Raw genomic sequence first — 25,461 nt, 5'->3', positions numbered from 1 at the left:
GGCCCGTCGGCAAAGGCGGGGGAGAGACGGTCGCGACCGTGGAAAACACCGGGCAGCCGCTCGCCCCGGACCTACCATCACGCGTATGACGACCCATCACGAGATACTCGAGGCCGCGCTGGCCCGGATCACCACCGGTTACGTGTTCCCCGAGAGGGCGGCCACCATCGACGCGGCGATCAGGCGCCGGCTGGCCGAAGGCGCGTACCGCGGCCTGGAGGTGCGTGAGCTGTGCGAGCGGGTCACGGACGACCTCCAGAAGGCCTGCGCGGACAAGCACCTGCGGCTGTTGTGGACCGAGGAGCCGCAGCCGATGGACGAGGAACCGGAGGACGTCGCCCGCGCCCGCTTCGCGCGGTACGCCCGGGAGAACAACTACGGCATCCGGCGGGTGGAGCAGCTCGACGACCACATCGGTTACCTCGACCTGCGCATGATCGCCCCCGCCGACCTGGGCGGTCCCGCGATCGCCGCCGCCATGCAACTGCTCGCTCCCACCGAGGCACTGGTCATCGACCTGAGGCAGTGCCGGGGCGGCGCACCGGAGGGTGTGCAGCTGTGGTGCAGCTACTTCTTCGCCGATGACGGGGTGCACCTCAACGACATCTACGAGCGGGCCACCGACTCCACCCGCCAGTACTGGACCCTTGGGCACCTCGCCGCCCCGCGCTACCTCGATCGCCCGGTCGCCGTGCTGACCGGTGACCTCACCTTCTCGGGCGGGGAGGAACTGGCGTACAACCTGAAGGCGCAGGGGCGCGCCACCCTGATCGGCCGGACCACCCGGGGCGGCGCCCACCCCACGACCCGTATTCCGGTCGCCCCGCACGTCACCGTGACCGTTCCCACCGCCCGCTCGGTCAACCCGGTCACCGGCACCAACTGGGAAGGCGTCGGAGTCGAACCGGACCTGGCCGTCGCGGCCGGGGAGGAGCTGAAAGCGGCACTGGAGCACCTGCGCACGCGGCTCGTGGACAGCCGGACCGACCTCACCGCGGAGCAGGGACGACGATCGTCGCCGGCGGCTTCGGGTGCTGCCCCCGGGCGCGGGGCAGGGTGAGGAGCTCGACGGTGTTCACGCCCTGAGCGGACGGCACGGCACCGCCCGTTCGGTGGTCTCGCCCCCCCTCGCCCGCCTGTACCCGGTACAGGCGGGCGTCCGGCCTGCGGGTCACGGACTCGGTGAGCCGGCCGTCCGTGAAGAGGGCCCCCGCACCGTCCTCCACCGCCCACCCGGCGGACAGCGCGCCGCTCGCCACGGCCGCCCGGTAGGAGGCCCGGCGGCCGGGTTCGCTGTCGTAGTGCGGGCACACCGACCCGGGCAGCAGCCCCAGCCCGTCCCGCAGGTACGTCAGCGGGCCGAAGGAGTCGGTGTGCGAGCCCTCGCCCCAGCAGTTGGCGCCGGCGCTGATCCCGCACAGCAGCGTCCCGCGGTCGTACGCCTCGTGCAGCAGCCGGTCGACGCCGTGGGTGCGCCAGACCGCCAGCAGGTTGGCGGTGTTGCCGCCGCCGACGTACACGACGTCCCGGGAGAGCAGGAAGGCCCGCAGCGCCGCGTCGTCGAGCTCGCGCCGGAACAGCGGCAGGACGGACGGCTCGCAGTCGCGCGGCCGGAACGCCTCCAGGAACCGCTCGACGTACGCGGGGGCGTCACCGCCGGCCGTGGGGACGAAGCACACCTTGGGACGCGACGTGCGTGCGTGACCGAGCAGCCAGTCGTCCAGCAGTCCGTCGTCGTCGGTGGAGAAGCCGCCCCCGAGGAGCGCCACCCGGCGAGCGGGAACGGCGGTGTCCCGGGTCACCGGCCCGCCCCCTCCGGGGCGGGGACCACCTTCCGGCCGAGCCGCTCGAAGGCGGTGGGGGAGGGGCGGTGAGGCAGGAAGGCGCTGATCCGGCGGGCGCAGTCCGCGGCACTGGTCGTGGTCGTGTCGCACTCGACGTCGTACAGGCCGTGCGCGTGGACCCGCTCGAACTGCCGGGCCGCGAGGCCCGCCGGGCGGTCGCCCCGCGCCCGCTCGCGCCGCTCCAACTCCTCCGGCGAGCACCGCACGCCGACCAGGACGACCTCCCGCGGGTCGAACAGCCCGAGGCAGTCCGTCAGCCGCCACTCCTCGCTCAGCACGTGGTCCACCACCACGTTGTTCCCCGCCGCGGCCATGCCGGCGACCGCCCGGTGGAACCCCTTCCACGTGCGGTGCAGCACGCCGGGGAGCTCGTCCGCGTCGATCTCCCGGCGCGACCGCATCGCGTGGAAGGCGTCCACGGGCATGTGGAAGTACGGCTCGTCCAGCACCTGCAGCAGTTCCCTCGCGATGCTGGACTTCCCCGAACTGGACGTCCCGTTCAGGAAGATGATCCGTCCGTGCATCGGGGCTCCTTCGCTGTCGCCGGTGGGGGCCCGGTCATCATCCCCCACCGGCGGTCCTCAGCTCACCGTGCAGGTCCGCCCACCCAGCTCGAAGGCCGTCGGTTCGGTGTTCGCCGCCGACCGGCTCGCCGTGAAGCCGAAGCCGGCCGACGAGCCCGCCGCCACGGTGCCGTTCCAGTCGGTGTTGCGCACCGCCACCGACGGACCCGACTGCGTGTGGGCTCCGTTCCAGAGCTGGGAGATCCTCTGCCCGTCCGCGAAGGACCAGTTCAGCGTCCAGCCGTTCCAGGCTTCGGCGCCCGTGTTCGTCACCCGGACCTCGGCCTGGAAGCCGTCGGACCACTGGTTGGTGATCGTGTACGTCACCGCGCAGGCACCCGAGGGCTGCGGATCCGGGTCCGTGCCGCCGTCGTCCCCGCCCCCGGTGTCCGAGGTGTCGCCGTAGACGACGCCGCGTCCGTTGGTCGCCACGTACACCCGGCCGTACACCCGCGGGTCACCGGTGATCGCCGCGCCGGTCCAGCCCCACTGGTGGGCGTCGTCGTTGATGCGAGTCCAGGTGGCGCCGCGGTCCGTGGAGCGGAAGATGCCGCGCACCCCGTCGATCTTCGCGCTGGTGTAGAGGGTCTGGTACGAGGCCCCGGGCGCCGCCTTGCCGAAGCCGACGGTGTCGGCCTCCTCCACGTTCTCCAGCCTGGTGAACGTCGCCCCGGCGTCCGTGGAGTGCCACAGGCCGTACGCCCCGTCGCTCGACCCTCCCGCCAGCCAGACGTCGCCCTTCGCGCCCGGCAGTGCCTTGAACCGCACGCTGTCGCCGCCGGGCAGCCCGGTCGCGGACGACTCCTCGAAGGTCGCCCCGCCGTCCGTACTGACGTAGAGCTTCCCGGACTTGAAGCCGTAGAAGGTCTCCGGGTCCACCCGGTCCGACTCCACGACCGCTCCGTCCGGGATGCCGGCCGACTTCGACCAGGACGTGCCGAACCCGGTCGTGTGGTGCACGCCGGTGCCCTGGGGGCTCCACACGAACCGGCTGCCGTCGGCCGCCGCCGCGACCGTCCCGCCCCCGCTGACGCCCGAGGGGTCCGTCCCCGCGAACCAGTTGGCGCCGTTGTCGGTGGAGAACGCGATGTGCGGGCCGGAGTCCACGTTGCCGGCCCGGACCACCGTGTCCGGGTTCGACTCGGCGAAGTCCAGGCTCGTCGTCGAGGTGAAGTTCGGCCGGGTGAACATCATCGACGGGACCTTCGTCAGGTCCGTGTGCCGGAAGCCGCCGATGTCACCGAGCGCGCTGAGCAGCGGCGCGCCCGACGGGGGAGAGGCGAGGTCGTTGACGGCCGTCTCCTCCAGGCCGCGCACCATGGGCGTGATGGCGAACTTCGAGCCGGAGTCCCAGTTCGTGAGGTTCTCGGTGCCGTAGATCGTCGCGCCCGTGCCGTACATCATGCGGTCCGAGTCGAAGGGGTCGATCTCCAGCGCCTCGGTCATCCAGCCGAGCTTCGGGGTCTGCTCGGGCGGGGCGGGGTCGGCGCCCCAGGTGAGCCACGGCACGGACGAGACGTCCATGGTGTAACGGTTCTCGCGGTTCGGGTACGACGTGTAGTCCCACGCCTTGGTCCAGGTCGCGCCGCTGTCCGTGGAGCGGAAGATCTGGGTGTCCGGCCACCAGGAGCTGTAGGCGGTGGCCATCACCGTGCCCGGGTCCTGCCGGTCCACCGTCAGACCGCTGAAGCCGTAGTACGTGTCGGCCTCGGCGACGGGGCTGATGTCCGTCCAGGTGCCGGTCGCCGTGGTGTACCGGTACAGGCGGCCCCTGCCGCCGTCGTACGGGCCGCCGGTGTCGCTGTAGGCGAGGTAGAGGTGGCCGTTCTCGGCGTCGAGGACGCCCTTGTGGGCCAGGTACCCCGTCGGCTGTCCGGGCAGGCGCTCCCAGGTCGCGCCCGCGTCCGTGGACCGGTACACGGCGTTGTCCTTGTCGGCGACACCGACGTAGACCGTCTTCGTCGCGCTGCCGGGGGTGCCCGTCGACTCGTCGAAGGTGACCCAGACGATCCCCTGGTTGTCACTGGCGTACCCGGAGGCGTCGCTCGGGTCCTGCGCGTAGTTCCCGACGTTGGGGAAGTCCGTCACCTGGGACCAACTCGCCCCCGAGTCGGTCGACCGCCACAGCCCCTTCCCGCTGGGCGCGCCCAGGTACAGCACGCTGTTGCGGTGCGGGTCGACGGCCAGGCGTTCCCCCATGCCCCGGCCCGGCATGTTGCCGCCCAGCTTGAACGGCAGGTCGGCCTTCTTCCAGGTGGCGCCCCGGTCGGCGGAGCGCAGCACCGCGCCGTCGCCCGGGTCCCAGTCGTTGGTGTACGTGCCGACCGCCGCGTACACCCGGTCGGGGTCGACCGGGTCGGAGGCGAGGCTCACCACGCCGGTGTGTCCCCAGTCGTCCCAGCCCACCGAGTCCAGCAGCGGGGTCCAGGTCTTCGTCGCCTCCTGCCAGCGGTAGGCGCCGCCGATGTCGGTGCGGGCGTAGGCCAGGTCCTTCTCGCTGCGGTTGAAGACGATGCCGGGGACGAAGCCGCCGCCGTCGATGCGGGCGTTCTTCCAGGTGTAGGTGTCGGCGGCGAGGGCGGCGCCGGCCGGCTCCGGGGCGTCCGCGGCCGCGAGGGCGGGCGGGCCGCCCGCGAGCAGACCGGCCGCCAGCGCGAGCACGACCGTGAGGGTGCGGGTTCTTCGCACGGGGCGTTCCTTCCTCATGGTGGGGGAGGGCAGGGGCGGGGAGCGTGCGAGGGCCGGGCGGCCCCCCGTGCGCTGGGGGCCGCCCGGCCGGGTGGCCCCGGCGTCAGGTGCCGGGGCCGGTACGCGGAGCGTTGGCGGGGGCTATTCGAGGAGCTCCGCGTACGCGCCCATGGCCGTGGCGATGTCCGCCTGGGCCCAGAACCGGTGGTACGTGAAGGTGGGCGCGGCGCCGCCCGCCAGGTAGGACTCGATCTTCGACCAGGCCGGGTCGTCCTGGTAGAAGGAGCGGATCGAGTCGAACGTCGACGACGAGTTGATCGCGTCGCCGTTGGGCATGGTGCCGGTCCAGCCGCTCGGGACGTACACCGGGTCGTCGAAGCGCTCGTAGTCGGCGCGGGTCTCCGGGACGGCGATGCCCAGGTCGTCCTGGTGGTTGGCCCACATGCCGTCGAGGAGCTTCTTCGCGGTGGCGGCGGCCTCGGTGTCGCCGGAGCGGTCGGCGTAGTACGTCAGGGTCTTGGCGTACGCCGCCGCGACGCCCACGTCGTTGGTGTAGTCGACGACGTCGACGTGCAGGCCGCTGTTGGCGCCGGGGTTCGCGGCGTTCCACGTGTCGGGCTTGCCCGACCAGCGGAGCGTCGACGGGATCCGGAAGGTGCCGTCCGGGTTGACCGTGGTCTCGGACAGGGCCCAGTCCACCCACTTGTCGAGGACCGACTTGGCGAGCGCGTTGCCGGTCTGCTGGTACAGCTCGGCGACCCGCTCCATCGACCACGCCTGGAAGCCGAACCACTGGTTCGACGGCGGGTCGTGGTAGACCGGCTTCTCGTCGTAGTGCATGCCGTAGAAGGTCGGCGTGCCGGCCGGCGGGGTCGTGTACCGTCCCGCCCAGCTGTTGGTCGCGCCGCCCGCGATGCCGCCCTCGTCGGACTGCAGCCAGCGGTAGAACTCCAGCTGCCGCTGCATCGACTTGGCCCAGTCGTCCGCGCCGGTCGCCGACTTCGGCTTCAGCGGCGCGTAGCTGCTCAGCGCGTACGCGGCGAGCGGGTTCTGGTAGCCGCCGTGCGCGTGGCTGGAGCCGATGCGCCAGGCCCAGCCCGCCGAGGAGTCGGTGGCCCCGCCCCAGGCGTAGTACCAGGACAGCAGGTAGTGCGAGGAGTCCTTGCCGGTGCCGGCCGGGCAGGAGGGGCTGGTGCAGTTGCCGATCTTCTTGAAGTACTTGTCGAACATGGCGTAGCGCAGGTAGTCACCCATCTTCGCGGCCTTGGCGACGGTCGCGGAGACGTCGGAGCCCTTGCCCTGCTCCTTGGCCCACTTGTCCGCCCAGTACGCGGCCTGCACGGCGCGCGCGTCGGCGTCCGGGGCGTTGGTGAACTTCCACTGCTTGGCGTAGGACGCGTCCTTGGTGAACAGGTCCAGGTAGCCGTTCTTCCCGCCGTACTTGAAGGCGTCGCAGGTGGGCTGCGGGACGGTCTCCCACACCGACTCCTGCGGGCCGCGCTGGAAGGTGTTGATGTACGACGGTCCGGTGTCCGACGGGCCCGCCTCGCACTTGCCGGGCGAGTTGCCGTAGCCGTAGACGTTGTCGACGTCCTGGATCCAGTGCATGCCGTAGACGTCGTCCGTGCCGTAGGCGGACCTCAGCTCGGCCGCGATCGGGTCGGGGCCGACCGAGACGCCCGGGTCGAGCGCGGACGGGTACTCGTTCGGGGTGTCGTGCTCGGGCGCGTACGTCGCCGGCTTGGAGGCGTTGTAGAAGGAGTTGGTCGGCTGGTCCGCGCGGGTCGGGATCATGTACTTCTCCATGATCTCCCAGGCCCCGTTGAACTTCGACCAGTCACCGGTCACCTTGCCGTACATGGCCTGCAGCCACAGCAGGTAGCTGTACGCCTCCGAGGTGGTCTCGTGGCCGTGGTCCGGCGCCTCGACGATCAGCGTCTCGACCGAGTGGTAGGGAATGCCCTCGGGCGAGAAGTAGCCGTTCGCCGGATCGGTGATCTTGCCGTAGAGCTCCAGGAAGCGCGCGTCGTACGCCTTCTGCGCGCCCAGCTGCGTCACCGTGACCGCGGCCTTGCCGTGCCCCGGTGCCGTCGACTCGAAGACCGCCGAACCGGTGCCGGAGTCGTCGGCGCTGATGGTCACCTTCTGCGCGGTGTCCCAGTTCGACGGCGTGAAGGTGAGCGAGGCGCCACCGGTGACCGACAGCCCCGAGTTGCCGCTCGCCCGGGCCGTGGTGACGGTCACGTTCGCGCTCGGCTGCTTCGACAGCTTCACCTCGTACGTGCCCGACTCGCCCTGCTGGACGCCCAGCTGGGCGGGGTTGGCCACCACGGTGGGGCCCGAGGCGACCGTGATGCCGACCGGGGTCGAGGTCGCGGAGGCGCCCATGCTGTCGTGGGCCTTCGCCACCAGCGAATGACTGCCCACGGTCAAACCAGCGACCGAAAGGGTGAACGGCGCGCTCGTGTCCGTGCCCAGCAGTTCGGTGTCGTCGTAGAACTCCACCTTGGTGATCGTGGCGTCGTCGGCGGCCGCCGCGGTCGCCGCGAGCGGGACGGTCTCCCCCTGGGTGTAGACGGCGCCGGCCTCGGGGCTGGTCAGCACGGTGATCGGCGGCTGATGGGCGCCGGTGCAGGTGGTGCCGTTGATCGCGAAGGACGTGGGCGCGGCGTTGCTGCCGCTGTAGGAGAACTGGGCGCCGGTCGTGACGGCGGCGCCGGCGGCGATCCGGGCGTTGTACCCGGCGTTCTTCACGGTCACGGTCTTCCCGGACTGCGACCAGCTGCCGTTCCAGCCGTTCACGAGCTTCTGGTTGCCCGCGTAGTCGTACGTCAGCGTCCAGCCGTCGATGGTGTCGGTGCCGCGGTTGGTGAGGGTCAGGTCCGCGGTGAAGCCGGAGCCCCAGTCGTTCGCCTTGTAGTCGACGCTGCACTGGACAGCTGCCGCCTGAGCGGGAGTTGAACCTGAGGAGAGCATCGTCAGCGGAAGCGCGAGGGCCGCCGCGGCGGACGTCCACAACCGCCGGACGCCTCTGCGTCTTCTGGGTGGGGGATGCATGGTGCTGGTTCCTCCTGCGACTCGGAGAGGTCAAGGCTTGAACCAGTGGGAGCGCTCCCATAGTGGGGACGGGGTGGGGTGCGGTCAAGGCTTGTGAGGAGTCGAAAACATTCGACGGGACGACTTGAGGGAAAGTCAGCAACACCCTCTGTTCTTCGCCGTCACTTGGCGCTAGCTTCATGGGCACCAGTGGGAGCGGTTCCACCAGTCGGCGCGTCCGTCACGGCGCGTCCGAACTGCAAGGAGTCGCTCATGCGCCACCCCCCGCGTTCAGTACTTTTAGCCACCCCCGCGCACGGCGGAGCCCTCCGCCACGCCCCCTTCCGTGGGCGGCGCCGGGACGGCGGCGATCCGGCTCGACGGCACCACCCGCACCCCGGGCGCGGGGCCGGCGCACTTCCGTGGGACCCCACGTCGTCCGCGCTGCCCGAGAACTCCCCGGGCGGCGCCACGGGCCCGTCCCGAACCGGGTCACGACGGCACTCCCACCCGTACGGCACCGGGCCGCGCGGTCACCCGCGCGGCCTCGAAGGACAGCTCCCCTACGGATAGGAAACCCGCACTCATGAGTCGCACCAGAACCGCGCTCCTCGCCGCCATGGCGCTGGTCGCCGGCGCCACGGGAACGGCGTTCGCCGTCGTCCCCGGCGACGTCGGCGCGGCCGCCGTCCCCTGCACCGTGGACTACAAGGTGCAGAACCAGTGGAACACCGGCTTCACCGCGTCCGTGACGGTCACCAACAACGGCGCCGCCAAGTCGTCGTGGGCGGTGAAGTGGTCGTACGCCGGCAACCAGAAGATCACCAGCGGCTGGAACGCCAAGGTCACCCAGTCCGGCGCGAACGTCACCGCCGCCAACGAGTCCTACAACGGCGCGCTGGCCACCGGCGGTTCGGCCACCTTCGGCTTCCAGGGCACCTACAGCGGCACCAACGCGATCCCCGCCACCTTCACCCTCGACGGCGTGACCTGCAACGTCGACTCCGGCGGCGGCCCCACCGACCCGCCGCCGGACCCGACCGACCCGCCGCCCGGCAACCGGGTCGACAACCCCTACGACGGCGCCAAGGTGTACGTGAACCCCGAGTGGTCCGCCAAGGCCGCCGCCGAGCCGGGCGGCAGCCGCATCGCCAACCAGCCCACCGGCGTCTGGCTGGACCGCACCGCCGCCATCAACGGGGTCAACGGCGGCATGGGCCTGCGCGACCACCTGGACGAGGCCCTGAAGCAGAAGGGCTCCGGCGAACTCGTCGTCCAGCTGGTCATCTACAACCTGCCCGGCCGCGACTGCGCCGCGCTCGCCTCCAACGGCGAACTCGGCCCGACGGAGATCGACAAGTACAAGACCCAGTACATCGACCCGATCAAGACCATCCTCGCCGACCCGAAGTACGCCCCGCTGAGGATCGTCACCACGGTCGAGATCGACTCCCTGCCGAACCTGGTCACCAACGTCTCCCCGCGGCCCACCGCCACGCCGAACTGCGACGTGATGAAGGCCAACGGCAACTACGTCAAGGGCGTCGGCTACGCCCTGAACAAGCTCGGCGACGTGCCCAACGTCTACAACTACGTGGACGCCGGACACCACGGCTGGCTCGGCTGGGACGACAACTTCGGCGCCTCGGCGGAGATGTTCAAGCAGGCCGCCACCGCCGAGGGCGCGACCGTGGCCGACGTGCACGGCTTCATCGCCAACACCGCCAACTACAGCGCGCTGAAGGAGGACCACTTCTCGGTCGACCAGACCGTGGCCGGCAAGTCGGTGCGCGAGTCGAAGTGGGTCAGCTGGAACCGCTACGTCGACGAGCTGTCGTACGCCCAGGCCCTGCGCGAGAAGCTGGTCTCGCTCGGTTTCGACTCGAAGATCGGCATGCTGATCGACACCTCCCGCAACGGCTGGGGCGGGGCGAACCGGCCCACCGGGCCCGGCGCCACGACCAGCGTGGACACCTACGTCGACGGCGGCCGCTACGACCGGCGGTTCAACACGGGCAACTGGTGCAACCAGAAGGGCGCGGGTCTCGGCGAGCGGCCGCAGGCCTCGCCGGAGCCCGGGATCGACGCCTACGTGTGGATGAAGCCCCCGGGCGAGTCCGACGGGGCGAGCAAGGTCATCGACAACGACGAGGGCAAGGGCTTCGACCGGATGTGCGACCCGACGTACACCGGCAACCCGCGGAACGACAACAACATGTCGGGGGCGCTGCCCGACGCCCCCATCTCCGGGCACTGGTTCTCCGCCCAGTTCCAGGAGCTGATGAAGAACGCGTACCCGCCGCTGTCCTGACCGGCCGGCTCCGCTGAGCCGCCGGGGCCGGGCCCGCCAGGTCCGGTCCCGGCGGCCGCACACGCCCTTCCCTCCCTCCGCGACAGCACGGCCGCTCCCGCGAAGAACCTTTTTGCGGGAGCGGCAACACGTGTTGCTCCCGTCCGGTGCGTCGGAGCACCCTTGGCGGCATCCGAGCGGAGAGGCTGACCACCATGACGCACCACCACGAGCACCACCACGACGGCGACCACGGTCCCGGGCACCACCACGACCACACCGACATCGACTGGGCCGAGATGGCCCCCCTGCTCGAATCCCAGGCGGAACTCTTCGCCCCGCTGTACGAGCAGGCCCTGAACTGGCTGGCGAAGGAGGTCACCGAGCCCGGACTCGTCGTCGACGCGGGCAGCGGGCCCGGCGTCATCTCCGGCCTCCTCGCCGAGACCTTCCCGGGCGCGCGGATCGTGGCCGTCGACGGCTCCGCACCACTGCTGGAGCGGGCCGGCGCCCGGGCCGCCCGCCTGGGCTTCGCCGACCGCTTCGGCACCCTCGCCGGTGAACTGCCCGAGGTGCTCGACGCGTTGGACTACCCGGCCGACCTGCTGTGGGCCAGCCGCAGCGTGCACCACCTCGGCGACCAGAGCGCCGCGCTCGCCGCGCTCGCCGCACGGCTCGCACCCGGGGGCACGCTGGCGGTGTTGGAGGGCGGCCTGCCCGCCCGGTTCCTGCCCCGCGACATCGGTTTCGGCCGGCCCGGACTCCAGGCGCGCCTCGACGCGGTGGAGGAGGAGTGGTTCGCCCGGATGCGCGCCGAACTGCCGGGCTCGGTGGCGCACACCGAGGACTGGCCGGCCCTGCTGGCCTCGGCCGGCCTGCGCCGCCCCCGCTCGCGCACCTTCCTCCTCGACCTCCCCGCACCGGCCACGGACCGCGCCCGCGCCTACGTCGTCACCTCCCTCGGGCGCATCCGCGAGGCCATGGCCGAGAGGCTGGACGCCGAGGACCGCGCCACCCTCGACCGCCTCCTCGACCCCGGCGACGAGGCGAGCCTGCACCACCGCCCGGACGTGTTCGTCCTGGCCGCCCACACGGTCCACACGGCGGTACGGCCCGTGTGACCACGCCCTTGACTTCGAGAGCTCTCCAAGTGATGGACTCCCCGGCGGACAACGACACCAGGGGGTAACCATGACCGACTCTCAGGTCGCGCTCATCACCGGCGGGGGCAGCGGCATCGGGGCCGCCGTCGCGCGGCGGTTGCTGGACGCGGGGCAGCGGGTGGCCGTCACCGGGCGCGGTGCCGGGCGGCTGCGCGGCTTCGCGAAGGAACTGGGCGAACCCGAAGGGCTGTTGACGCTCCCCGGGAACGCGGCGGTGTACGACGACGTGCGGTCGGCGGTCGACACCGTGCTGGCGGAGTTCGGCCGGCTGGACACCGTCGTCGCCAACGCCGGTTTCGCCACCCACGATTCGGTCGCCGAGGGCGACCCCGCCGGGTGGACCGAGATGGTGCTGACCAACGTCCTCGGTCCCGCCCTGCTGGTCAGGGCCTCGATCGAGGCCCTGAAGGAGACCCGGGGACGGATCGTGCTGGTGGGGAGCGTCGCCGGGTTCGTACCGGGCCCCGGCAACCTCTACGGCGCGACCAAGTGGGCGGTGACCGGGCTCGCCGAGAACACCCGGCGGCAGGTCACCGAGTGGGGCGTGGGCGTGACCCTGATCGCGCCCGGTCGGGTGGAGACCCCGTTCTGGGACACCTACGGCAGCCTCCCGCCCGGCCACCTGCTCACCGCCGACCAGATCGCCGACTCGGTCGTGTGGGCCCTGGGGCAGCCGGCCGGCGTGGACGTCAACACCGTGGTCGTCCGGCCCGTCGGCCAGCCCAACTGACCGACCGCACACAGGCGCCCGGAGGCCTCCCCGCACCCTGCCGAAGGGCGCGGGGGGCCGCCGGGCGCGGGACGTCAGGCCCCGTTGAACTCCGCGGGGTCCGGACCCAGCCGCCGGTCCTCGTTCAGGGCGCTGATCGCCGCGAGGTCCTCGGCGTCCAGGCTGAAGCCGAAGACGTCGATGTTCTCCTCGATCCGGGACGGCGTCACCGACTTCGGGATGACGACGTTGCCCAGCTGGATGTGCCAGCGCAGGACGACCTGGGCCGGGGTGCGGCCGTGCTTCTGCGCGATGGCCACGATCGCCGGGACCTCCAGCAGGCCCTTGCCCTGGCCCAGCGGCGACCAGGCCTCGGTGGCGATGCCCTGCTCGGCGTGGTACTCGCGCGCGGCGTGCTGCTGCAGGTGCGGGTGCAGCTCGATCTGGTTGACCGCCGGGACCACCGACGTCTCGGCGATCAGGCGCTCCAGGTGCTCGGGGAGGAAGTTGGACACGCCGATCGCGCGGATCCGGCCGTCGGCGTGCAGCTTCTCGAACGCCTTGTACGTGTCCACGTACAGGCCCCGCTCGGGGGTCGGCCAGTGGATGAGGTACAGGTCCACGTAGTCCAGGCCCAGCTTCGACACGGAGGCGTCGAAGGCGCGCAGCGTCGCGTCGTACCCCTGGTCGCTGTTCCAGAGCTTGGTGGTGACGAAGAGGTCCTCGCGGGGGACGCCCGACCGCGCGATGGCCTTGCCGGTGCCCTCCTCGTTGCCGTAGATCGCCGCGGTGTCGATGCTGCGGTAGCCCGCCTCCAGCGCCGTCGCGACGGCCGTCTCGGCCTCGTCGTCCGGCACCTGCCAGACGCCGAAGCCCAGCTGGGGCATCTCGACGCCGTTGTTCAGGATGATCGGGGGGACCTTGCTCACGAGCTCTCGATCCTTAGGTTGTGGTCAGGTGATACTCCCATGGTCAACGATCACGGCCCGTGATGCATTCCTGACGGGAGAATTCACGCGGGGTAGAGTGCGTCGACCTCTTCCGCGTACGCCCTCTCGATCGCCCTCCGCTTCAGCTTCAGCGACGGCGTGAGCAGCCCGTGCTCCTCGGTGAACGGCTGCGCCAGGATCCGGAAGGTGCGGATCGACTCGGCCTGCGAGACGAGGGTGTTGGCCGCGACCACCGCCCGCCGCACCTCCGCCTCCAGGTCCGGGTCCCGCACCAGCTCGGCCGGTGTCGGCTTCGGCTTGCGGCGCATGGTCAGCCAGTGCTCGACCGCCTCCGGGTCCAGTGTGACCAGGGCGGCGACGTACGGGCGGTCGTTGCCGACGACGATGCACTGGCTGACCAGCGGGTGGTCCCGCACCCGCTCCTCCAGCAGCCCCGGCGAGACGCTCTTGCCGCCCGAGGTGACCAGGACCTCCTTCTTGCGGCCGGTGATGGTCAGATAGCCGTCCCCGTCCAGGGAACCGAGGTCGCCGGTGGCCAGCCAGCCGTCGTGCAGGGTCTCGCCGGTCGCCTCGGGGTTGTTGAGGTAGCCCTGGAAGACGGTGCCGCCCCGCAGCCAGATCTCCCCGTCCTCGGCGATGTGCACGGTGACCCCGGGAACGGGCAGGCCGACCGTGCCGTACCGGGTGCGCTCGGGCGGGTTGGCGGTGGCGGCCGCCGTCGACTCCGTGAGGCCGTACCCCTCGTAGACGTGGACGCCTGCGCCCGCGAAGAACAGCCCGAGCCGGCGGTCCATCGCCGAGCCGCCCGACATGGCGTGCCGGATCCGGCCGCCCATCGCGGTGCGGATCCTGGAGTAGACGAGCTTGTCGAAGAGCTGGTGCTGCACCCGCAGGGCCGCGGACGGGCCGGGCCCGGTGCCCCAGGCCTTCGCCTCGACGGCCTCCGCGTACCTGACGGCCACCTCGACGGCCCTCTCGAACGGCCCCGCGCGGCCCTCCAGCTCCGCCCTGCGCCGCGCCGCGTGGAACACCTTCTCGAAGATGTACGGCACGGCCAGGATGAACGTCGGCCGGAACGCGGCCAGGTCGGGCATCAGGGCCGCCGCGTCCAGCCGCGGCTGATGGCCGAACTTCACCTTGCCCCGGACCCCGGCGACCTGCACCATCCGCCCGAAGACGTGCGCGAGCGGCAGGAACAGCAGCGTCGCCGCCCGGTCGTCCTTCCCGGAGCGGAACACCGGCTCCCAGCGCGCGACGACGGTGTCCGCCTCGTGCATGAAGTTGCCGTGCGTGAGGACGCAGCCCTTGGGACGGCCCGTGGTGCCCGAGGTGTAGATGACCGTCGCCACCGAGTCGGGGGTGACCGCCCGCCGGTGCCGGTGCACCACCTCGTCGTCGAGGTGCGCGCCCGCGTCGTACAGCTCCTGCACCGCGCCCGCGTCGAGCTGCCACAGCCGGCGCATCCGCGGCAGCCGGTCGATGACGGTGGCGATCGTCATCGCGTGGTCCTCGTGCTCCACGACCGCGGCCGTCACCTCGGCGTCGTGCAGCATCCAGGAGCACTGCTCGGCGGAGGACGTGGGGTACACCGGCACGACCTGCGCGCCGATCGTCCACAGCGCGAAGTCGAAGAGCGTCCACTCGTACCGGGTGCGGGACATGATCGCGACCCGGTCGCCGAAGCGGACCCCGCCCGCGAGCAGGCCCTTGGCGAGGGCGAGCACCTCGTCGCGGAACTCGGCGCTGGTCACGTCCCGCCACCGGCCGGTGTCGTCCTTGCGGCCCAGCGCGACGTACGACGGGTCCTCCTCGGCGTACTGGAAGACCACGTCGGCCAGACCGCCGACCGGGGGCGCCAGGGCCGGCGGAGGACTGGTGATCTCGCGCAATCCCGCTCCCCGTTCCCCGCTTCTCGGCGCTCGGACTGGTCGGCCCGGTCGGCCCGGTCGGACCGGCCGGACTGGTCCGGGAGGGTGACCTCCCGCACAGCGCCGTGAAAGCTACCCCACCGGGCCGGGGTGCGGGAGAGGGGACGAGAACCGGGCGGGACCCCGGTCCGTGCTGGTCAGCGGAGGAAAATGCGCTCACATGGGGAAGGGTCGGACAGAAACCTGACGGCGGAGTAAGTTTCGGCGCCGTAATCTCCACGGAATCTGTACGACCCCATGACCGCCCCTTGGGGCGCGGTACCGGTCCCCCTGGTCCCAGCGCACGCGCGGGCGAAAGCGTCACCCCCGCCCGCTGCGGTGCAGCCGGTCGCCGCCCGCCAGGATCGCCGCCGTCAGGGCGTCGGCCGCCCCCTGCGCGGAGGGGCGGACCCGGCCGTGCGCCACCACGAAGTCCACCTCGCCCGGCTCCGGCAGGCCCGCCCGCTCCGGCACCCGCACCAGCCCCGGCGGGATCAGCCCGCGCGCGTGCACCATCACCCCCAGTCCGGCGCGGGCCGCCGCGAGCAGGCCGCTGAGGCTGCCGCTGGTGCACACGACGCGCCACCGTCTGCCCTGCCGCTCCAGCGCCCGCAGGGCCAGGGCCCGGGTGATGCCCGGCGGGGGGTAGACGATCAGCGGCACCGGGCGGTTCGGGTCCAGACGCAGCCCCGGTGCGCCGATCCACACCAGCTCGTCGTGCCAGACCAGCCGGTGCGGAGCGGCGCGCGGGTCCTCGGGCCGCCGTTTGGCCAGCACCAGGTCCAGCTTCCCCGCGGCGAGCTGCTCGTGCAGCGTGCCCGACAGCTCGACCGTCAGCTCCAGGTCGACCTCCGGGTGCTCGTGCCGGAACCGCTCGAGGATCTCCGGCAGCCGGGTCAGCACGAAGTCCTCCGACGCGCCGAACCGCAGCCGCCCGTGCGGCCGGGTGCCGGTGAAGAACCGCGTCGCCTGCTCGTGCGCGGCCAGGATCCGCCGCGCGAAGCCGAGCATCGCCTCGCCGTCCTCGGTCAGCTCCACCGCGTGCGTGTCCCGGGTGAACAGCTGCCGCCCGGTCGCGTCCTCCAGCCGCCGCACGTGCTGGCTGACGGTCGACTGGCGCAGCCCGAGCCGCCGCGCCGCCTGCGTGAAGCTCAGCGTCTGCGCCACGGACAGGAAGGTCCGCAGATGTGTCGGGTCGTACGTCCCGGTCATCCCGGCAGGCTACCGCGGTCATCACGGATCGTGATGACAGTGAGAGCGGTGTACCGGATTCCCGATCACGACGGGAAGGAGCAGGATGGGGAGGGGGCGTCTCGTCCCCGCACGACCGAGCGAACCGAGCAAGTGGAGCACCGTGACACGCCTGCGACGGCCGGCCTGGATGCCGATCGACCCGTACATCCTGCTCCTGCTCGGGACGGTGGGCCTCGCCGCGCTGCTCCCGGCCCGCGGCACCGGCGCGGACGTCGCCTCGGGCGCCTCCACGGCCGCGATCGCCTTCCTCTTCTTCCTCTACGGAGCCCGGCTGTCCACCCGTGAGGCCCTGGACGGCCTGAAGCACTGGCGCCTCCACGTCACCGTCCTGGCCTGCACGTTCGTCGTCTTCCCGGTGCTGGGCCTGGCCGCCCGCGGACTCGTCCCGGTGTTCCTGACCGACCCCCTGTACCAGGGCCTGCTCTTCCTCACCCTGGTCCCCTCCACCATCCAGTCGTCGATCGCCTTCACCTCGATCGCCCGCGGCAACGTGCCCGCCGCGATCTGCGCAGGCTCCTTCTCCTCGCTGGCCGGCGTCGTGGTCACCCCGCTGCTCGCGGCGACCCTGCTCGGCGGCGGCGCGGGCGGGTTCTCCGCCGACTCGGTGGTGAAGATCGTGTCGCAGCTGCTGGTGCCGTTCGTCGCCGGACAGGTGCTGCGCCGCTGGGTCGGGGCCTTCGTCGCCCGCCACCGGAAGGTGCTCGGACTGGTCGACCGGGGCTCGATCCTGCTCGTCGTCTACACCGCGTTCAGCCAGGGCATGGTCCAGGGCATCTGGGGGCAGGTGAGCCCGGCCCGGCTCGGCGGGCTGCTCGCCGTCGAGGCCGTGCTGCTCGCCGTGATGCTGCTGCTGACCTGGTACGGCGCCAAGGCGCTGCGGTTCGGCCGGGAGGACCGGATCGCGATCCAGTTCGCCGGCTCGAAGAAGTCGCTGGCCGCCGGGCTGCCCATGGCGAGCGTGCTGTTCGGGGCGCAGGCCTCGCTGGCCGTGCTGCCGCTGATGCTCTTCCACCAGATGCAGCTGATGGTGTGCGCGGTGATCGCCAAGCGCCGCTCCCACGACCCCGTCGAGGTCAGCGGGGCGGACCGAGCCGGATCGTCACGAACCGAGGCCGGTACAGGGACACGTTCCGGCTGAGCATCACCGCGGCCCCGGCCGTCTCCAGCCAGTTCACGTCGTAGCTGAGCACCAGCCGCCCGTCGCCGCTCAGCTCCGGGTGCGCCTGCGGGTTGTAGGCGGCGGTGCCGGCCTGCGGCAGCGCGGGGCGGAACTCCTTCGCCGGCCCGTGCCACGGCCCGGTCGGGGAGCAGGCCCAGTACGCCGCCACCGTGGTCAGTCCCCCGGCGCCCGCGGCCATCGTGAACAGCACGTACGTCCCGTCCGCCCGCACCACGGAGAACGCGCTGCCCACGCCCTTTCGCCGTCCGTCGCCGAGCACCGGATGCGGGCGGGCCCGGGTCTGCCACGCCGAACCGTTCCAGTACTCCCAGGCGGCCGGGTCCGCCAGCCCGCCCTCCGGGACGCGCGCCACGTAGGCGTACGAGGCCGGACGGGAGGCGGGGCGGCCGTCGTCGCCGCCGAAGACGTACGTCCAGCCGTCCTCCTCGACCAGCGTCGTGCCGAACAGCACCCGCCGTGACGGATCGGGGACCTGCCGCTGGTCGAGCACCGTCACGACCGACTCCAGGCGCAGGTCGGGAAGCGAGAGCGTGGCGACCTCGGTGGCGTCGGGCACGCCGTAGATCCACGGGGACTGCCCGGCGGCGCGCACCCACAGCAGGACCCGGACGACCTGTTCGGCGGAGCCGGGGGAGCGGGGCTCGACCCGGGCGCCCACCGGCCAGCGCCACTGGTTCGGGGCGGGGTCGGGGAAGAGCGGGGCGGGGAGGGTGCGCTCCAGGCGGCCGTCGCGCATCAGCACCGCAGAGTTGCGCACCAGCGGGGCGGTGGCGTCCCGCCAGGCGGAGGACTCGCCGACCGGGTTGGGCGGGCGGTGCACCCGGCCCAGGTAGGTGTCGGAGAACAGCCACAACAGCCGGCCGTCGGGCAGCCGCACCGAGTGGGTGCCGTCACCGCCGGTCCAGTCGTCGGCGCGGCCGGCGTCGTCGCCGTAGCGGGCGAACTCGGCGGTGAGGGCGGAGTCGGCGGACCAGGAGGCGACGGTGCGCGGTGGGCAGGCGCCGCCGTCCGGCCGCCGGTCGCCGTCCTCCGGCAGGCCGGTGACCAGCAGGACTCCGAGGACCAGGGCCAGCACCACCGCGATCCCGGTCCCCGTGCGCTGTCGTGCTCGTGCGGCGTCGTCGGGCACGCTCCGGGACGTTAGTGGCCGATGTGGCTCCGGTCCATGGGGCGTCGGTAGGCCAGGGGCCTCGGTACGGCCAGGGGTCCTGGTGCGCGGTTCGAGGGTGCCGGTGCGGCTCAGGGAAGCAGGGCGGTCGTCGGCCCGCCGGTCCTGAGGCGGGACCCCGCGGCGCAGGGGGCGCTCCCCGCCGGCGGGGGCCCCGCCGGCGTGTCGCGGCGGACCGGTCAGTCCCGGGCGGCCGCGGCCCGCAGGGCGATGCGGTCCTCACCCGCGTACACGTTCATGGAACCGCCCCGCAGGAAGCCCACCAGCGTCAGGCCCGTCTCCACGGCCAGGTCCACGGCCAGCGAGGACGGTGCGGAGACCGCCGCCAGGACCGGGACGCCGGCCATCACCGCCTTCTGCGCCAGCTCGAAGGAGGCCCGGCCGGAGACCAGCAGGACCGCCCGGGACAGCGGGAGCCCCCCGCCCTGCAGGGCCCGGCCGACGACCTTGTCCACCGCGTTGTGCCGGCCCACGTCCTCCCGTACGTCCAGCAGCTCGCCGTCCTCGTCGAACAGGGCCGCCGCGTGCAGACCGCCGGTGCGGTCGAAGACCCGCTGGGCCGCGCGCAGCCGGTCGGGCAGGCCCGCCAGCAGCTCCGGGGTCAGGCGCAGCGGGGGAGTGTCGGCGAGGGGATGGCGGGTCGTGGTGCGCACCGCGTCCAGACTGGCCTTGCCGCACAGACCGCAGGACGAGGTGGTGTACACGTTGCGCTCGAGCGTGATGTCCGGGACCACCACGTCCGGGGAGGTCCGCACGTCCACCACGTTGTAGGTGTTGGAGCCCCCCTCGCCGGTCGCCCCGGCGCAGTAGACGATGTTCTGCAGGTCGGACGCGGTGGCCAGGACCCCCTCGCTCACCAGGAAGCCGACGGCCAGGGCGAAGTCGTCGCCCGGCGTGCGCATGGTGACCGCCAGCGGTCTGCCGTTCAGCCGGATCTCCAGGGGTTCCTCGGCGACGAGCGTGTCCGGGCGGCTGGACACCGCGCCGTCCCGGATCCGGAGCACCTTGCGTCGTTCCGTGACTCGTCCCATGTCCCCATCAGTTCCGATCGGTTCAGTCCCGGTTCTGTACGCGCTGGGAGCCGAAGCGGCCCTTGACGCACAGGTTGCCGTGGGTCACCGGGTTGTCGTGCGGCGAGGTGACCTTCACGATCTCATTGTCCTGCACGTGCGGGATGACGTCGCAGCCCACGCCGCGGTGGGCGCACCCGGTCGTCGCCTCCGTCCGCTGCGACCCGTCCCGGGTGCCGGCCGCCCGCATGCCGTACTCCGACTGGGACGACAGCGCGCCCGTCGGGCACCCGGGACGCCGGGTGCCGGGGGGCCGGACGCCCGGACGCCCGGACGATGTCGACGAGATGTTGTCGACAGTATGGAGAGCGGGGTGACAAGGGTCCGCGCGCAGGGGAGGAGCCGGGGAGGGCGGGGGAAGGCGGAAGCCGACAAGCCCGGCACCCGTTTCCTGTCGCTTCACCTGCCCTCGTACCCGTGAGTCACTGATCAGACTGGTGCATCCCGCACCCGACCCACGAGGGGAACCACCCATGATCGGCTCGCGCATCGCCGCCGTCGGCCACTACCAGCCTGCCGGGGTGCTCACCAACGAGGACCTGGCAGGCATGGTGGACACCAGCGACGAGTGGATCACGAGCCGGGTGGGCATCCGCACCCGTCACATCGCGGGCCCCGACGAGCCGGTCGACGAACTGGCCGCGCACGCCGCCGCCAAGGCGCTCGCGGCGGCCGGCCGGACGCCCGCCGACATCGACCTGGTCCTGGTCGCCACGTCCACCGCGATCGACCGCTCGCCCAACATGGCCGCCCGGGTGGCCGCACGCCTCGGCGTCCCCGCGCCCGCCGCGATGGACGTCAACGTGGTGTGCGCCGGGTTCACCCACGCCCTGGCCACCGCGGACCACGCCGTGCGGGCCGGTTCCGCGGGCCGGGCCCTGGTCGTCGGCGCCGACAAGATGTCCGAGGTGACCGACTGGACCGACCGCTCCACCTGCGTGCTCGTCGGCGACGGGGCGGGCGCGGCCGTGGTGGAGGCCGCCGGGGAGAACGGGATCGGTCCGGTGCTGTGGGGGTCGGTGCCCGAGATGGGGCACGCGGTGCGGATCGAGGGGACGCCGCCGCGGTTCGCCCAGGAGGGACAGAGCGTCTACCGCTGGGCGACCACGCGGCTGCCCTCCCTCGCGCGCCAGGCCTGCGAGAAGGCGGGGCTGGCGCCCGAGGACCTCGCGGCCGTCGTGCTGCACCAGGCCAACCTGCGGATCATCGAACCCCTCGCGCGCAGGATCGGCGCCGTCAACGCCGTCGTCGCCCGCGACGTCACCGAGTCCGGCAACACCTCGGCCGCGAGCATCCCGCTCGCCTTCTCCAAGCTCGTCGAGCGGGGCGCGGTGTCGACCGGCGACCCGGTCCTGCTGTTCGGCTTCGGCGGGAACCTGTCCTACGCGGGGCAGGTCGTGCGCTGCCCCTGAGCGTCCCCGCGTCCCCCGTGCGGGTGCGGCGGGTCGTGCCGGTGCGACGAGGCCGACTCTCCGCTCCCCTTCCCCTCCCCGGTGCGCCGTAGACTGTAGACGAAAGACAATCGTCACCGGCGCGCGGTGACACCGGCCCTGCGGCGGTGCACGGCCGCCCTGCCGAGGAGGGGGACCGCGATGCTGTCGCCAGGACTGCCCCAGGGGGCGGTGCCCAGACTCGAACGGCCCGGCCCGCTGCGCGACCGCGTCTACGAGGCGCTGCTCGAACTCATCACCACCCGCGCCCTCCAGCCCGGCCAGCACCTCGTCGAGAGCGAACTCGCCGGCCACCTCGGGGTCTCCCGCCAGCCGGTGCGCGAGGCGCTGCAGCGGCTGAACACCGAGGGCTGGGTCGACCTGCGGCCGGCGCAGGGCGCGTTCGTGCACGAGCCGACGGAGGAGGAGGCCGACCAGCTCCTCACCGTCCGTACGCTGCTGGAGGCCGAGGCCGCCCGGCTCGCCGCGCTCAACGCCGACAGCGCGGGCGTCGAGAGCCTGGAGGAGATCCTGGCGCAGGGCCTCGGGGCCGTCGCCTCCGGCGACGTGGACGCCGCCGTCGCCCTCGACGCCCGCTTCCACGCCGCGATCATGGAGCTGGCCGGCAACACCGTGCTCGCCGGGCTCGCCGCCCAGGTCGACCGGCGCGTGCGCTGGTACTACGCACCGGTCGCCCGGCGGCGCGGCGCACAGTCCTGGGCCGAGCACCGCGATCTGATCGCCGCGATCGCGGACCACGACGAGCAGCTGGCCACCCGGCTCATGCGCGAGCACACCGAGCACACCCGGCGTTCGCACCACGCACGGGCGGAGTCCTAGGGGGCGTCCGGGCGAGGGCGCCGGGCACCCTCCGGAACACCTTTGTCCTGTGAGTGGGGAAAGTGAGGGGCAATTCCTGCGCGACTTCTTCCCACTCCGGGCGGGCACTGCTACGTTCCCCTCCGAAAGCACGCCACGGACGTGACCGGGATCCGGCGCGCACAGGCCGATCGAGGCAGGGAGGGGCCCGTGAGACGTATGACGGCGCGACCCGCGAACGCCCACCAGGCCCGGCTGCTCAGGCTGTTGCGCGACGGCGGCCCCAACTCCCGCGCCCAGCTGGGCGACCAGGTCGACCTCTCGCGGTCGAAGCTGGCCGTGGAGGTGGACCGGCTGCTGGAGACGGAACTGGTCGTGGCCGACGGACTCGCCGCTTCGCGCGGCGGCCGGCGCTCCCACAACATCCGGCTCAACCCGCACCTGCGCTTCCTCGGCGTCGACATCGGTGCCACGTCGATCGACGTCGCCGTGACCAACGCCGAGCTGGAGATCCTCGGGCACCTCAACCAGCCCATGGACGTCCGCGAGGGACCCGTCGCGGTCTTCGAACAAGCACTGGCCATGGCCGCCAAGCTGAAGGCCTCCGGTGTCGCGGAGGGCTTCGACGGCGCCGGCATCGGCGTCCCCGGCCCGGTCCGCTTCCCCGAGGGCGTCCCGGTGGCCCCGCCGATCATGCCCGGCTGGGACGGCTTCCCGGTGCGGGAGGCGCTCAGCCAGGAACTGGGCTGCCCGGTCATGGTCGACAACGACGTGAACCTGATGGCGATGGGCGAGCAGCACGCGGGCGTCGCCCGCACCGTCGCCGACTTCCTCTGCGTCAAGATCGGGACCGGCATCGGCTGCGGCATCGTCGTCGGCGGTGAGGTCTACCGCGGTACGACGGGCAGCGCCGGCGACATCGGGCACATCCAGGCCGTGCCCGACGGCCGCCCGTGCGCCTGCGGCAACCGGGGCTGCCTGGAGGCCCACTTCTCCGGCGCGGCCCTCGCCCGGGACGCCACGGAGGCCGCCCAGCAGGGGCTCTCCGCCGAACTCGCGAGCCGCCTGGAGGCGAACGGCACGCTCAGCGCCGCCGACGTCGCCGCGGCGGCCGCCACGGGGGACGCGACCGCCCTCGACCTGATCCGCGAGGGCGGCACCCGCACCGGCCAGGTCATCGCCGGCCTGGTCAGCTTCTTCAACCCCGGCCTGGTGGTGATCGGCGGCGGGGTGACCGGCCTCGGCCACACCCTGCTCGCCGCGATCCGCACCCAGGTCTACCGCCAGTCGCTGCCCCTGGCGACCGGCAACCTCCCCATCGTCCTGGGAGAGCTGGGCCCCACCGCCGGTGTCATCGGCGCGGCCCGGCTCATCAGCGACCACCTGTTCTCACCCGCGTAAGCGACCACCCGTCCCGTCCGCGCAAGCACCCGCCCGTCCCGCCGCGCACAGCCCCACCGCTCCTCCGACGCACCGGCCCCACCGCACCCGAACAGCTCACCGGCACCGCGCCCCGTCCTGCCCTGCCCTGCCTGAAAACGCTTGCCCCGCAAGGGGATCACCCTGCATCCGGCCTGCATGCCCGCCGAGGGGAATCCGCATGGCACCAGAACCACCGCTGCTCAGCATGACCGGCATCACCAAGTCGTTCCCCGGAGTCCGGGCCCTGGACGGCGTCGACCTCGACGTCCAGGCCGGCGAAGTCCACTGCCTGCTCGGCCAGAACGGCGCCGGCAAGTCCACCCTGATCAAGGTGCTGGCCGGCGCCCACCAGCCCGACACCGGCACCATCCGCTGGCGCGGGGAAGCGGTCACCCTGCGCTCGCCGATCGCCGCCATGCGCCTCGGGATCGCCACCATCTACCAGGAACTCGACCTGGTGGAACACCTGTCGGTCGCCGAGAACGTCTTCCTCGGACACGAACCCACGTCCGCCGGCTTCGTCGTCCGGGGGAGGGCCGCGCGGGCCTCGACCGCTCAGTTGCTGAAGCGACTCGGGCACCCGGAGATCGACCCGGCCCGCCCGGTCGGGGAGTTGTCGGCGGCGCAGCAGCAGATCGTGTCGATGGCCCGGGCGCTGTCCCACGAGGTCCGGCTGATCGTGATGGACGAGCCGTCCGCCGCGCTCGACCCGGACGAGGTCGACAACCTCTTCCGCATCGTCGCGGACCTCACCGCGGAGGGGGTGGCCGTCGTCTACATCTCGCACCGGCTCGAGGAGATCCGGCGCATCGGCGACCGGGTGACGGTGCTGAAGGACGGCCGGGCCGTGGCCGGCGGGCTGCCCGCGGAGTCGACACCGACCCGCGAGGTCGTGGCGCTGATGACGGGACGCAACGTCGAGTACGTCTTCCCCGAGCGGCCCGTCTCCGCACCGGAGGCCGAACCGGTGCTCACCGTCGAAGGACTGTCCCGTCAGGGCGAGTTCGCCCCCCTCGACCTCCAGGTGCGGCCCGGCGAGATCGTCGGGCTCGCCGGACTCGTCGGCTCCGGGCGCTCGGAGATCCTCGAGACGATCTACGGCGCCCGCAGGCCGGACACCGGCCGGGTCCTCGTCGACGGGCGCCCCCTGAAGCCGGGCAGCGTGCGGGCGGCCGTACGGGCCGGGCTCGGGCTCGCCCCCGAGGAACGCAAGGCGCAGGCCCTGCTCATGCTGGAGTCCGTCACCCGCAACGTGTCGGTCTCCTCCATGTCCCGCTTCTCGCGGGGCGGCTGGCTCGACCGCGGTGCCGAACTGGGGGCGGCACACGCGGCGACCCGCGAGCTGTCACTCAGGCCCGACAACCCGGACGTGCCCGTACGCACCCTGTCCGGCGGCAACCAGCAGAAGGCCGTGCTCGCGCGCTGGCTGCTGCGGGGCTGCCGGGTCCTGCTCCTCGACGAACCCACGCGCGGCGTCGACGTCGGCGCCCGCGCCGAACTGTACGCGGTCGTCCGCCGGCTGGCGGACGAAGGCCTCGCCGTGCTGCTGGTCTCCAGCGAGGTGCCCGAGGTGCTCGGCCTCGCCGACCGCGTCCTGGTGCTGCGCGAGGGCCGGGTCGTCCACACGGCGCCCGCCCGCGAGCTCGACGAACACCGTGTACTCGACCTCGTCATGGAAGGAAGCCCGGCGTCATGACGCAGCCCGTCTCCCCGCCGCGGGACGGCACCGACAAGGTGCCGCCGGCCGGCGGAACACCCGCCCGGCGCGCCGTGTTGTTCCGCGCCGACGTCCGCACCCTGTCGCTGCTCGGCGTGCTCGCCGTGCTGGTCCTCATCGGCGGCATCACCAAACCGGACGAGTTCCTCGACACCCGCAACCTGCAGCTCGTCCTCACGCAGGCGTCCGTGATCGGTGTCGTCACCGTCGGCATGACCTTCGTCATCGTCTCCGGCGGCATCGACCTGTCG

General features: G+C 72.5%; 18 protein-coding genes and 2 pseudogenes. 10 read left to right on the top strand and 10 right to left on the bottom strand.

Annotation, left to right across the window (positions count from 1 at the left end; genetic code table 11):
• Nucleotides 1-85: 85 nt before the first annotated feature.
• Nucleotides 86-1,060 (top strand): S41 family peptidase, encoded by a 975-nt coding sequence (locus FHS37_RS30305; RefSeq protein WP_184827086.1) that lies wholly within the window; start codon nucleotides 86-88, stop codon nucleotides 1,058-1,060.
• On the opposite strand, the gene FHS37_RS30300 is transcribed toward FHS37_RS30305, so the two are convergent.
• From FHS37_RS30300 to FHS37_RS30285, 4 genes are all read right to left on the bottom strand, one after another.
• Nucleotides 990-1,802 carry a Type 1 glutamine amidotransferase-like domain-containing protein gene (locus FHS37_RS30300; RefSeq protein WP_375372327.1) on the bottom strand — a complete coding sequence of 271 codons (813 nt, stop codon included), beginning with the start codon at nucleotides 1,800-1,802 and terminating at the stop codon, nucleotides 990-992. The two genes, FHS37_RS30305 and FHS37_RS30300, sit on opposite strands and share 71 nt — an antisense overlap.
• On the bottom strand, nucleotides 1,799-2,368 hold the full coding sequence (locus tag FHS37_RS30295; protein ID WP_184827084.1) for a chloramphenicol phosphotransferase CPT family protein: 570 nt from the start codon (nucleotides 2,366-2,368) through the stop codon (nucleotides 1,799-1,801). Before FHS37_RS30295 ends, FHS37_RS30300 begins: the two co-directional genes overlap by 4 nt.
• A gap of 57 nt (nucleotides 2,369-2,425) precedes the next feature.
• Entirely contained in the window at nucleotides 2,426-5,095 is a 2,670-nt protein-coding gene (locus tag FHS37_RS30290; protein ID WP_184827082.1) for a cellulose binding domain-containing protein, read from the bottom strand.
• Between the two features lie 141 nt (nucleotides 5,096-5,236).
• Nucleotides 5,237-8,152, bottom strand: a complete 2,916-nt coding sequence (locus FHS37_RS30285; RefSeq protein ID WP_184827080.1) for a glycoside hydrolase family 48 protein — start codon at nucleotides 8,150-8,152, stop codon at nucleotides 5,237-5,239.
• Nucleotides 8,153-8,717: 565 nt separating this feature from the next.
• Here FHS37_RS30285 and FHS37_RS30280 point away from each other — a divergent pair.
• From FHS37_RS30280 to FHS37_RS30270, 3 genes are all read left to right on the top strand, one after another.
• The gene (locus FHS37_RS30280; RefSeq protein WP_184827078.1) at nucleotides 8,718-10,442 is read left to right on the top strand and encodes a glycoside hydrolase family 6 protein; all 1,725 of its coding nucleotides are present in this window, start codon (nucleotides 8,718-8,720) and stop codon (nucleotides 10,440-10,442) included.
• 194 nt (nucleotides 10,443-10,636) lie between these two features.
• Nucleotides 10,637-11,542, top strand: a complete 906-nt coding sequence (locus FHS37_RS30275; RefSeq protein WP_184827076.1) for a class I SAM-dependent methyltransferase — start codon at nucleotides 10,637-10,639, stop codon at nucleotides 11,540-11,542.
• A 70-nt stretch (nucleotides 11,543-11,612) separates the two neighbouring features.
• Nucleotides 11,613-12,314: an SDR family oxidoreductase gene (locus FHS37_RS30270; protein WP_184827074.1), complete on the top strand. Its 702-nt coding sequence runs from the start codon at nucleotides 11,613-11,615 to the stop codon at nucleotides 12,312-12,314.
• A gap of 74 nt (nucleotides 12,315-12,388) precedes the next feature.
• On the opposite strand, the gene FHS37_RS30265 is transcribed toward FHS37_RS30270, so the two are convergent.
• The 3 genes from FHS37_RS30265 to FHS37_RS30255 all read right to left on the bottom strand — a co-directional run bounded on the left by FHS37_RS30265 (nucleotide 12,389) and on the right by FHS37_RS30255 (nucleotide 16,362).
• Nucleotides 12,389-13,180: an aldo/keto reductase gene (locus FHS37_RS30265; RefSeq protein ID WP_184827368.1), complete on the bottom strand. Its 792-nt coding sequence runs from the start codon at nucleotides 13,178-13,180 to the stop codon at nucleotides 12,389-12,391.
• A gap of 125 nt (nucleotides 13,181-13,305) precedes the next feature.
• Nucleotides 13,306-15,132: an AMP-dependent synthetase/ligase gene (locus FHS37_RS30260; RefSeq protein WP_184827072.1), complete on the bottom strand. Its 1,827-nt coding sequence runs from the start codon at nucleotides 15,130-15,132 to the stop codon at nucleotides 13,306-13,308.
• Between the two features lie 339 nt (nucleotides 15,133-15,471).
• Nucleotides 15,472-16,362: a LysR family transcriptional regulator gene (locus tag FHS37_RS30255; RefSeq protein WP_184827070.1), complete on the bottom strand. Its 891-nt coding sequence runs from the start codon at nucleotides 16,360-16,362 to the stop codon at nucleotides 15,472-15,474.
• 169 nt (nucleotides 16,363-16,531) lie between these two features.
• Here FHS37_RS30255 and FHS37_RS30250 point away from each other — a divergent pair, with 169 nt between their 5' ends.
• Nucleotides 16,532-17,542: a bile acid:sodium symporter family protein gene (locus FHS37_RS30250; RefSeq protein ID WP_184827366.1), complete on the top strand. Its 1,011-nt coding sequence runs from the start codon at nucleotides 16,532-16,534 to the stop codon at nucleotides 17,540-17,542.
• Here FHS37_RS30250 and FHS37_RS30245 read toward each other — a convergent pair.
• From FHS37_RS30245 to FHS37_RS40010, 3 genes and pseudogenes are all read right to left on the bottom strand, one after another.
• Nucleotides 17,478-18,713 carry a DUF5005 domain-containing protein gene (locus FHS37_RS30245; protein ID WP_184827068.1) on the bottom strand — a complete coding sequence of 412 codons (1,236 nt, stop codon included), beginning with the start codon at nucleotides 18,711-18,713 and terminating at the stop codon, nucleotides 17,478-17,480. The genes FHS37_RS30250 and FHS37_RS30245 overlap by 65 nt on opposite strands.
• Nucleotides 18,714-18,931: 218 nt before the next feature.
• Nucleotides 18,932-19,783 (bottom strand): formate dehydrogenase accessory sulfurtransferase FdhD, encoded by an 852-nt coding sequence (fdhD, locus tag FHS37_RS30240; protein ID WP_184827066.1) that lies wholly within the window; start codon nucleotides 19,781-19,783, stop codon nucleotides 18,932-18,934.
• 22 nt (nucleotides 19,784-19,805) lie between these two features.
• Nucleotides 19,806-20,051 (bottom strand): annotated as a pseudogene (locus tag FHS37_RS40010) (2Fe-2S iron-sulfur cluster-binding protein); the annotation flags it as partial.
• 244 nt (nucleotides 20,052-20,295) lie between these two features.
• On the opposite strand from FHS37_RS40010, the gene FHS37_RS30230 reads away from it, so the two are divergent.
• The 5 genes and pseudogenes from FHS37_RS30230 to FHS37_RS30210 all read left to right on the top strand — a co-directional run.
• Nucleotides 20,296-21,234 (top strand): beta-ketoacyl-ACP synthase III, encoded by a 939-nt coding sequence (locus FHS37_RS30230; RefSeq protein ID WP_184827062.1) that lies wholly within the window; start codon nucleotides 20,296-20,298, stop codon nucleotides 21,232-21,234.
• Nucleotides 21,235-21,414: 180 nt separating this feature from the next.
• Nucleotides 21,415-22,092, top strand: coding sequence for a GntR family transcriptional regulator (locus tag FHS37_RS30225; RefSeq protein WP_184827060.1), 678 nt, complete (start codon nucleotides 21,415-21,417; stop codon nucleotides 22,090-22,092).
• 198 nt (nucleotides 22,093-22,290) lie between these two features.
• The gene (locus tag FHS37_RS30220) at nucleotides 22,291-23,472 is read left to right on the top strand and encodes an ROK family protein (RefSeq protein WP_184827364.1); all 1,182 of its coding nucleotides are present in this window, start codon (nucleotides 22,291-22,293) and stop codon (nucleotides 23,470-23,472) included.
• A gap of 199 nt (nucleotides 23,473-23,671) precedes the next feature.
• Nucleotides 23,672-25,189, top strand: coding sequence for a sugar ABC transporter ATP-binding protein (locus tag FHS37_RS30215; RefSeq protein ID WP_184827058.1), 1,518 nt, complete (start codon nucleotides 23,672-23,674; stop codon nucleotides 25,187-25,189).
• Nucleotides 25,186-25,461, top strand: a pseudogene (locus tag FHS37_RS30210) (ABC transporter permease); the annotation flags it as partial. The gene FHS37_RS30215 and the pseudogene FHS37_RS30210, both read left to right, overlap by 4 nt.

The sequence above is a fragment of the Streptomyces griseomycini genome (assembly GCF_014203535.1).
GTDB classification, from domain to species: domain Bacteria; phylum Actinomycetota; class Actinomycetes; order Streptomycetales; family Streptomycetaceae; genus Streptomyces; species Streptomyces griseomycini.
This window is presented reverse-complemented; position numbering and strand designations above follow the sequence as displayed.

Bases quoted from the DNA above. Each gene is read 5' to 3' on its own strand.
- FHS37_RS30305 (WP_184827086.1), top strand. From the start codon at position 86: ATGACGACCCATCACGAGATACTCGAGGCCGCGCTGGCCCGGATCACC.
- FHS37_RS30295 (WP_184827084.1), bottom strand. From the start codon at position 2,368: ATGCACGGACGGATCATCTTCCTGAACGGGACGTCCAGTTCGGGGAAG.
- FHS37_RS30285 (WP_184827080.1), bottom strand. From the start codon at position 8,152: ATGCATCCCCCACCCAGAAGACGCAGAGGCGTCCGGCGGTTGTGGACG.
- FHS37_RS30280 (WP_184827078.1), top strand. From the start codon at position 8,718: ATGAGTCGCACCAGAACCGCGCTCCTCGCCGCCATGGCGCTGGTCGCC.
- FHS37_RS30275 (WP_184827076.1), top strand. From the start codon at position 10,637: ATGACGCACCACCACGAGCACCACCACGACGGCGACCACGGTCCCGGG.
- FHS37_RS30270 (WP_184827074.1), top strand. From the start codon at position 11,613: ATGACCGACTCTCAGGTCGCGCTCATCACCGGCGGGGGCAGCGGCATC.
- FHS37_RS30265 (WP_184827368.1), bottom strand. From the start codon at position 13,180: ATGCCCCAGCTGGGCTTCGGCGTCTGGCAGGTGCCGGACGACGAGGCC.
- FHS37_RS30255 (WP_184827070.1), bottom strand. From the start codon at position 16,362: ATGACCGGGACGTACGACCCGACACATCTGCGGACCTTCCTGTCCGTG.
- FHS37_RS30250 (WP_184827366.1), top strand. From the start codon at position 16,532: ATGCCGATCGACCCGTACATCCTGCTCCTGCTCGGGACGGTGGGCCTC.
- fdhD (WP_184827066.1), bottom strand. From the start codon at position 19,783: ATGGGACGAGTCACGGAACGACGCAAGGTGCTCCGGATCCGGGACGGC.
- FHS37_RS30230 (WP_184827062.1), top strand. From the start codon at position 20,296: ATGATCGGCTCGCGCATCGCCGCCGTCGGCCACTACCAGCCTGCCGGG.
- FHS37_RS30225 (WP_184827060.1), top strand. From the start codon at position 21,415: ATGCTGTCGCCAGGACTGCCCCAGGGGGCGGTGCCCAGACTCGAACGG.
- FHS37_RS30220 (WP_184827364.1), top strand. From the start codon at position 22,291: ATGACGGCGCGACCCGCGAACGCCCACCAGGCCCGGCTGCTCAGGCTG.
- FHS37_RS30215 (WP_184827058.1), top strand. From the start codon at position 23,672: ATGGCACCAGAACCACCGCTGCTCAGCATGACCGGCATCACCAAGTCG.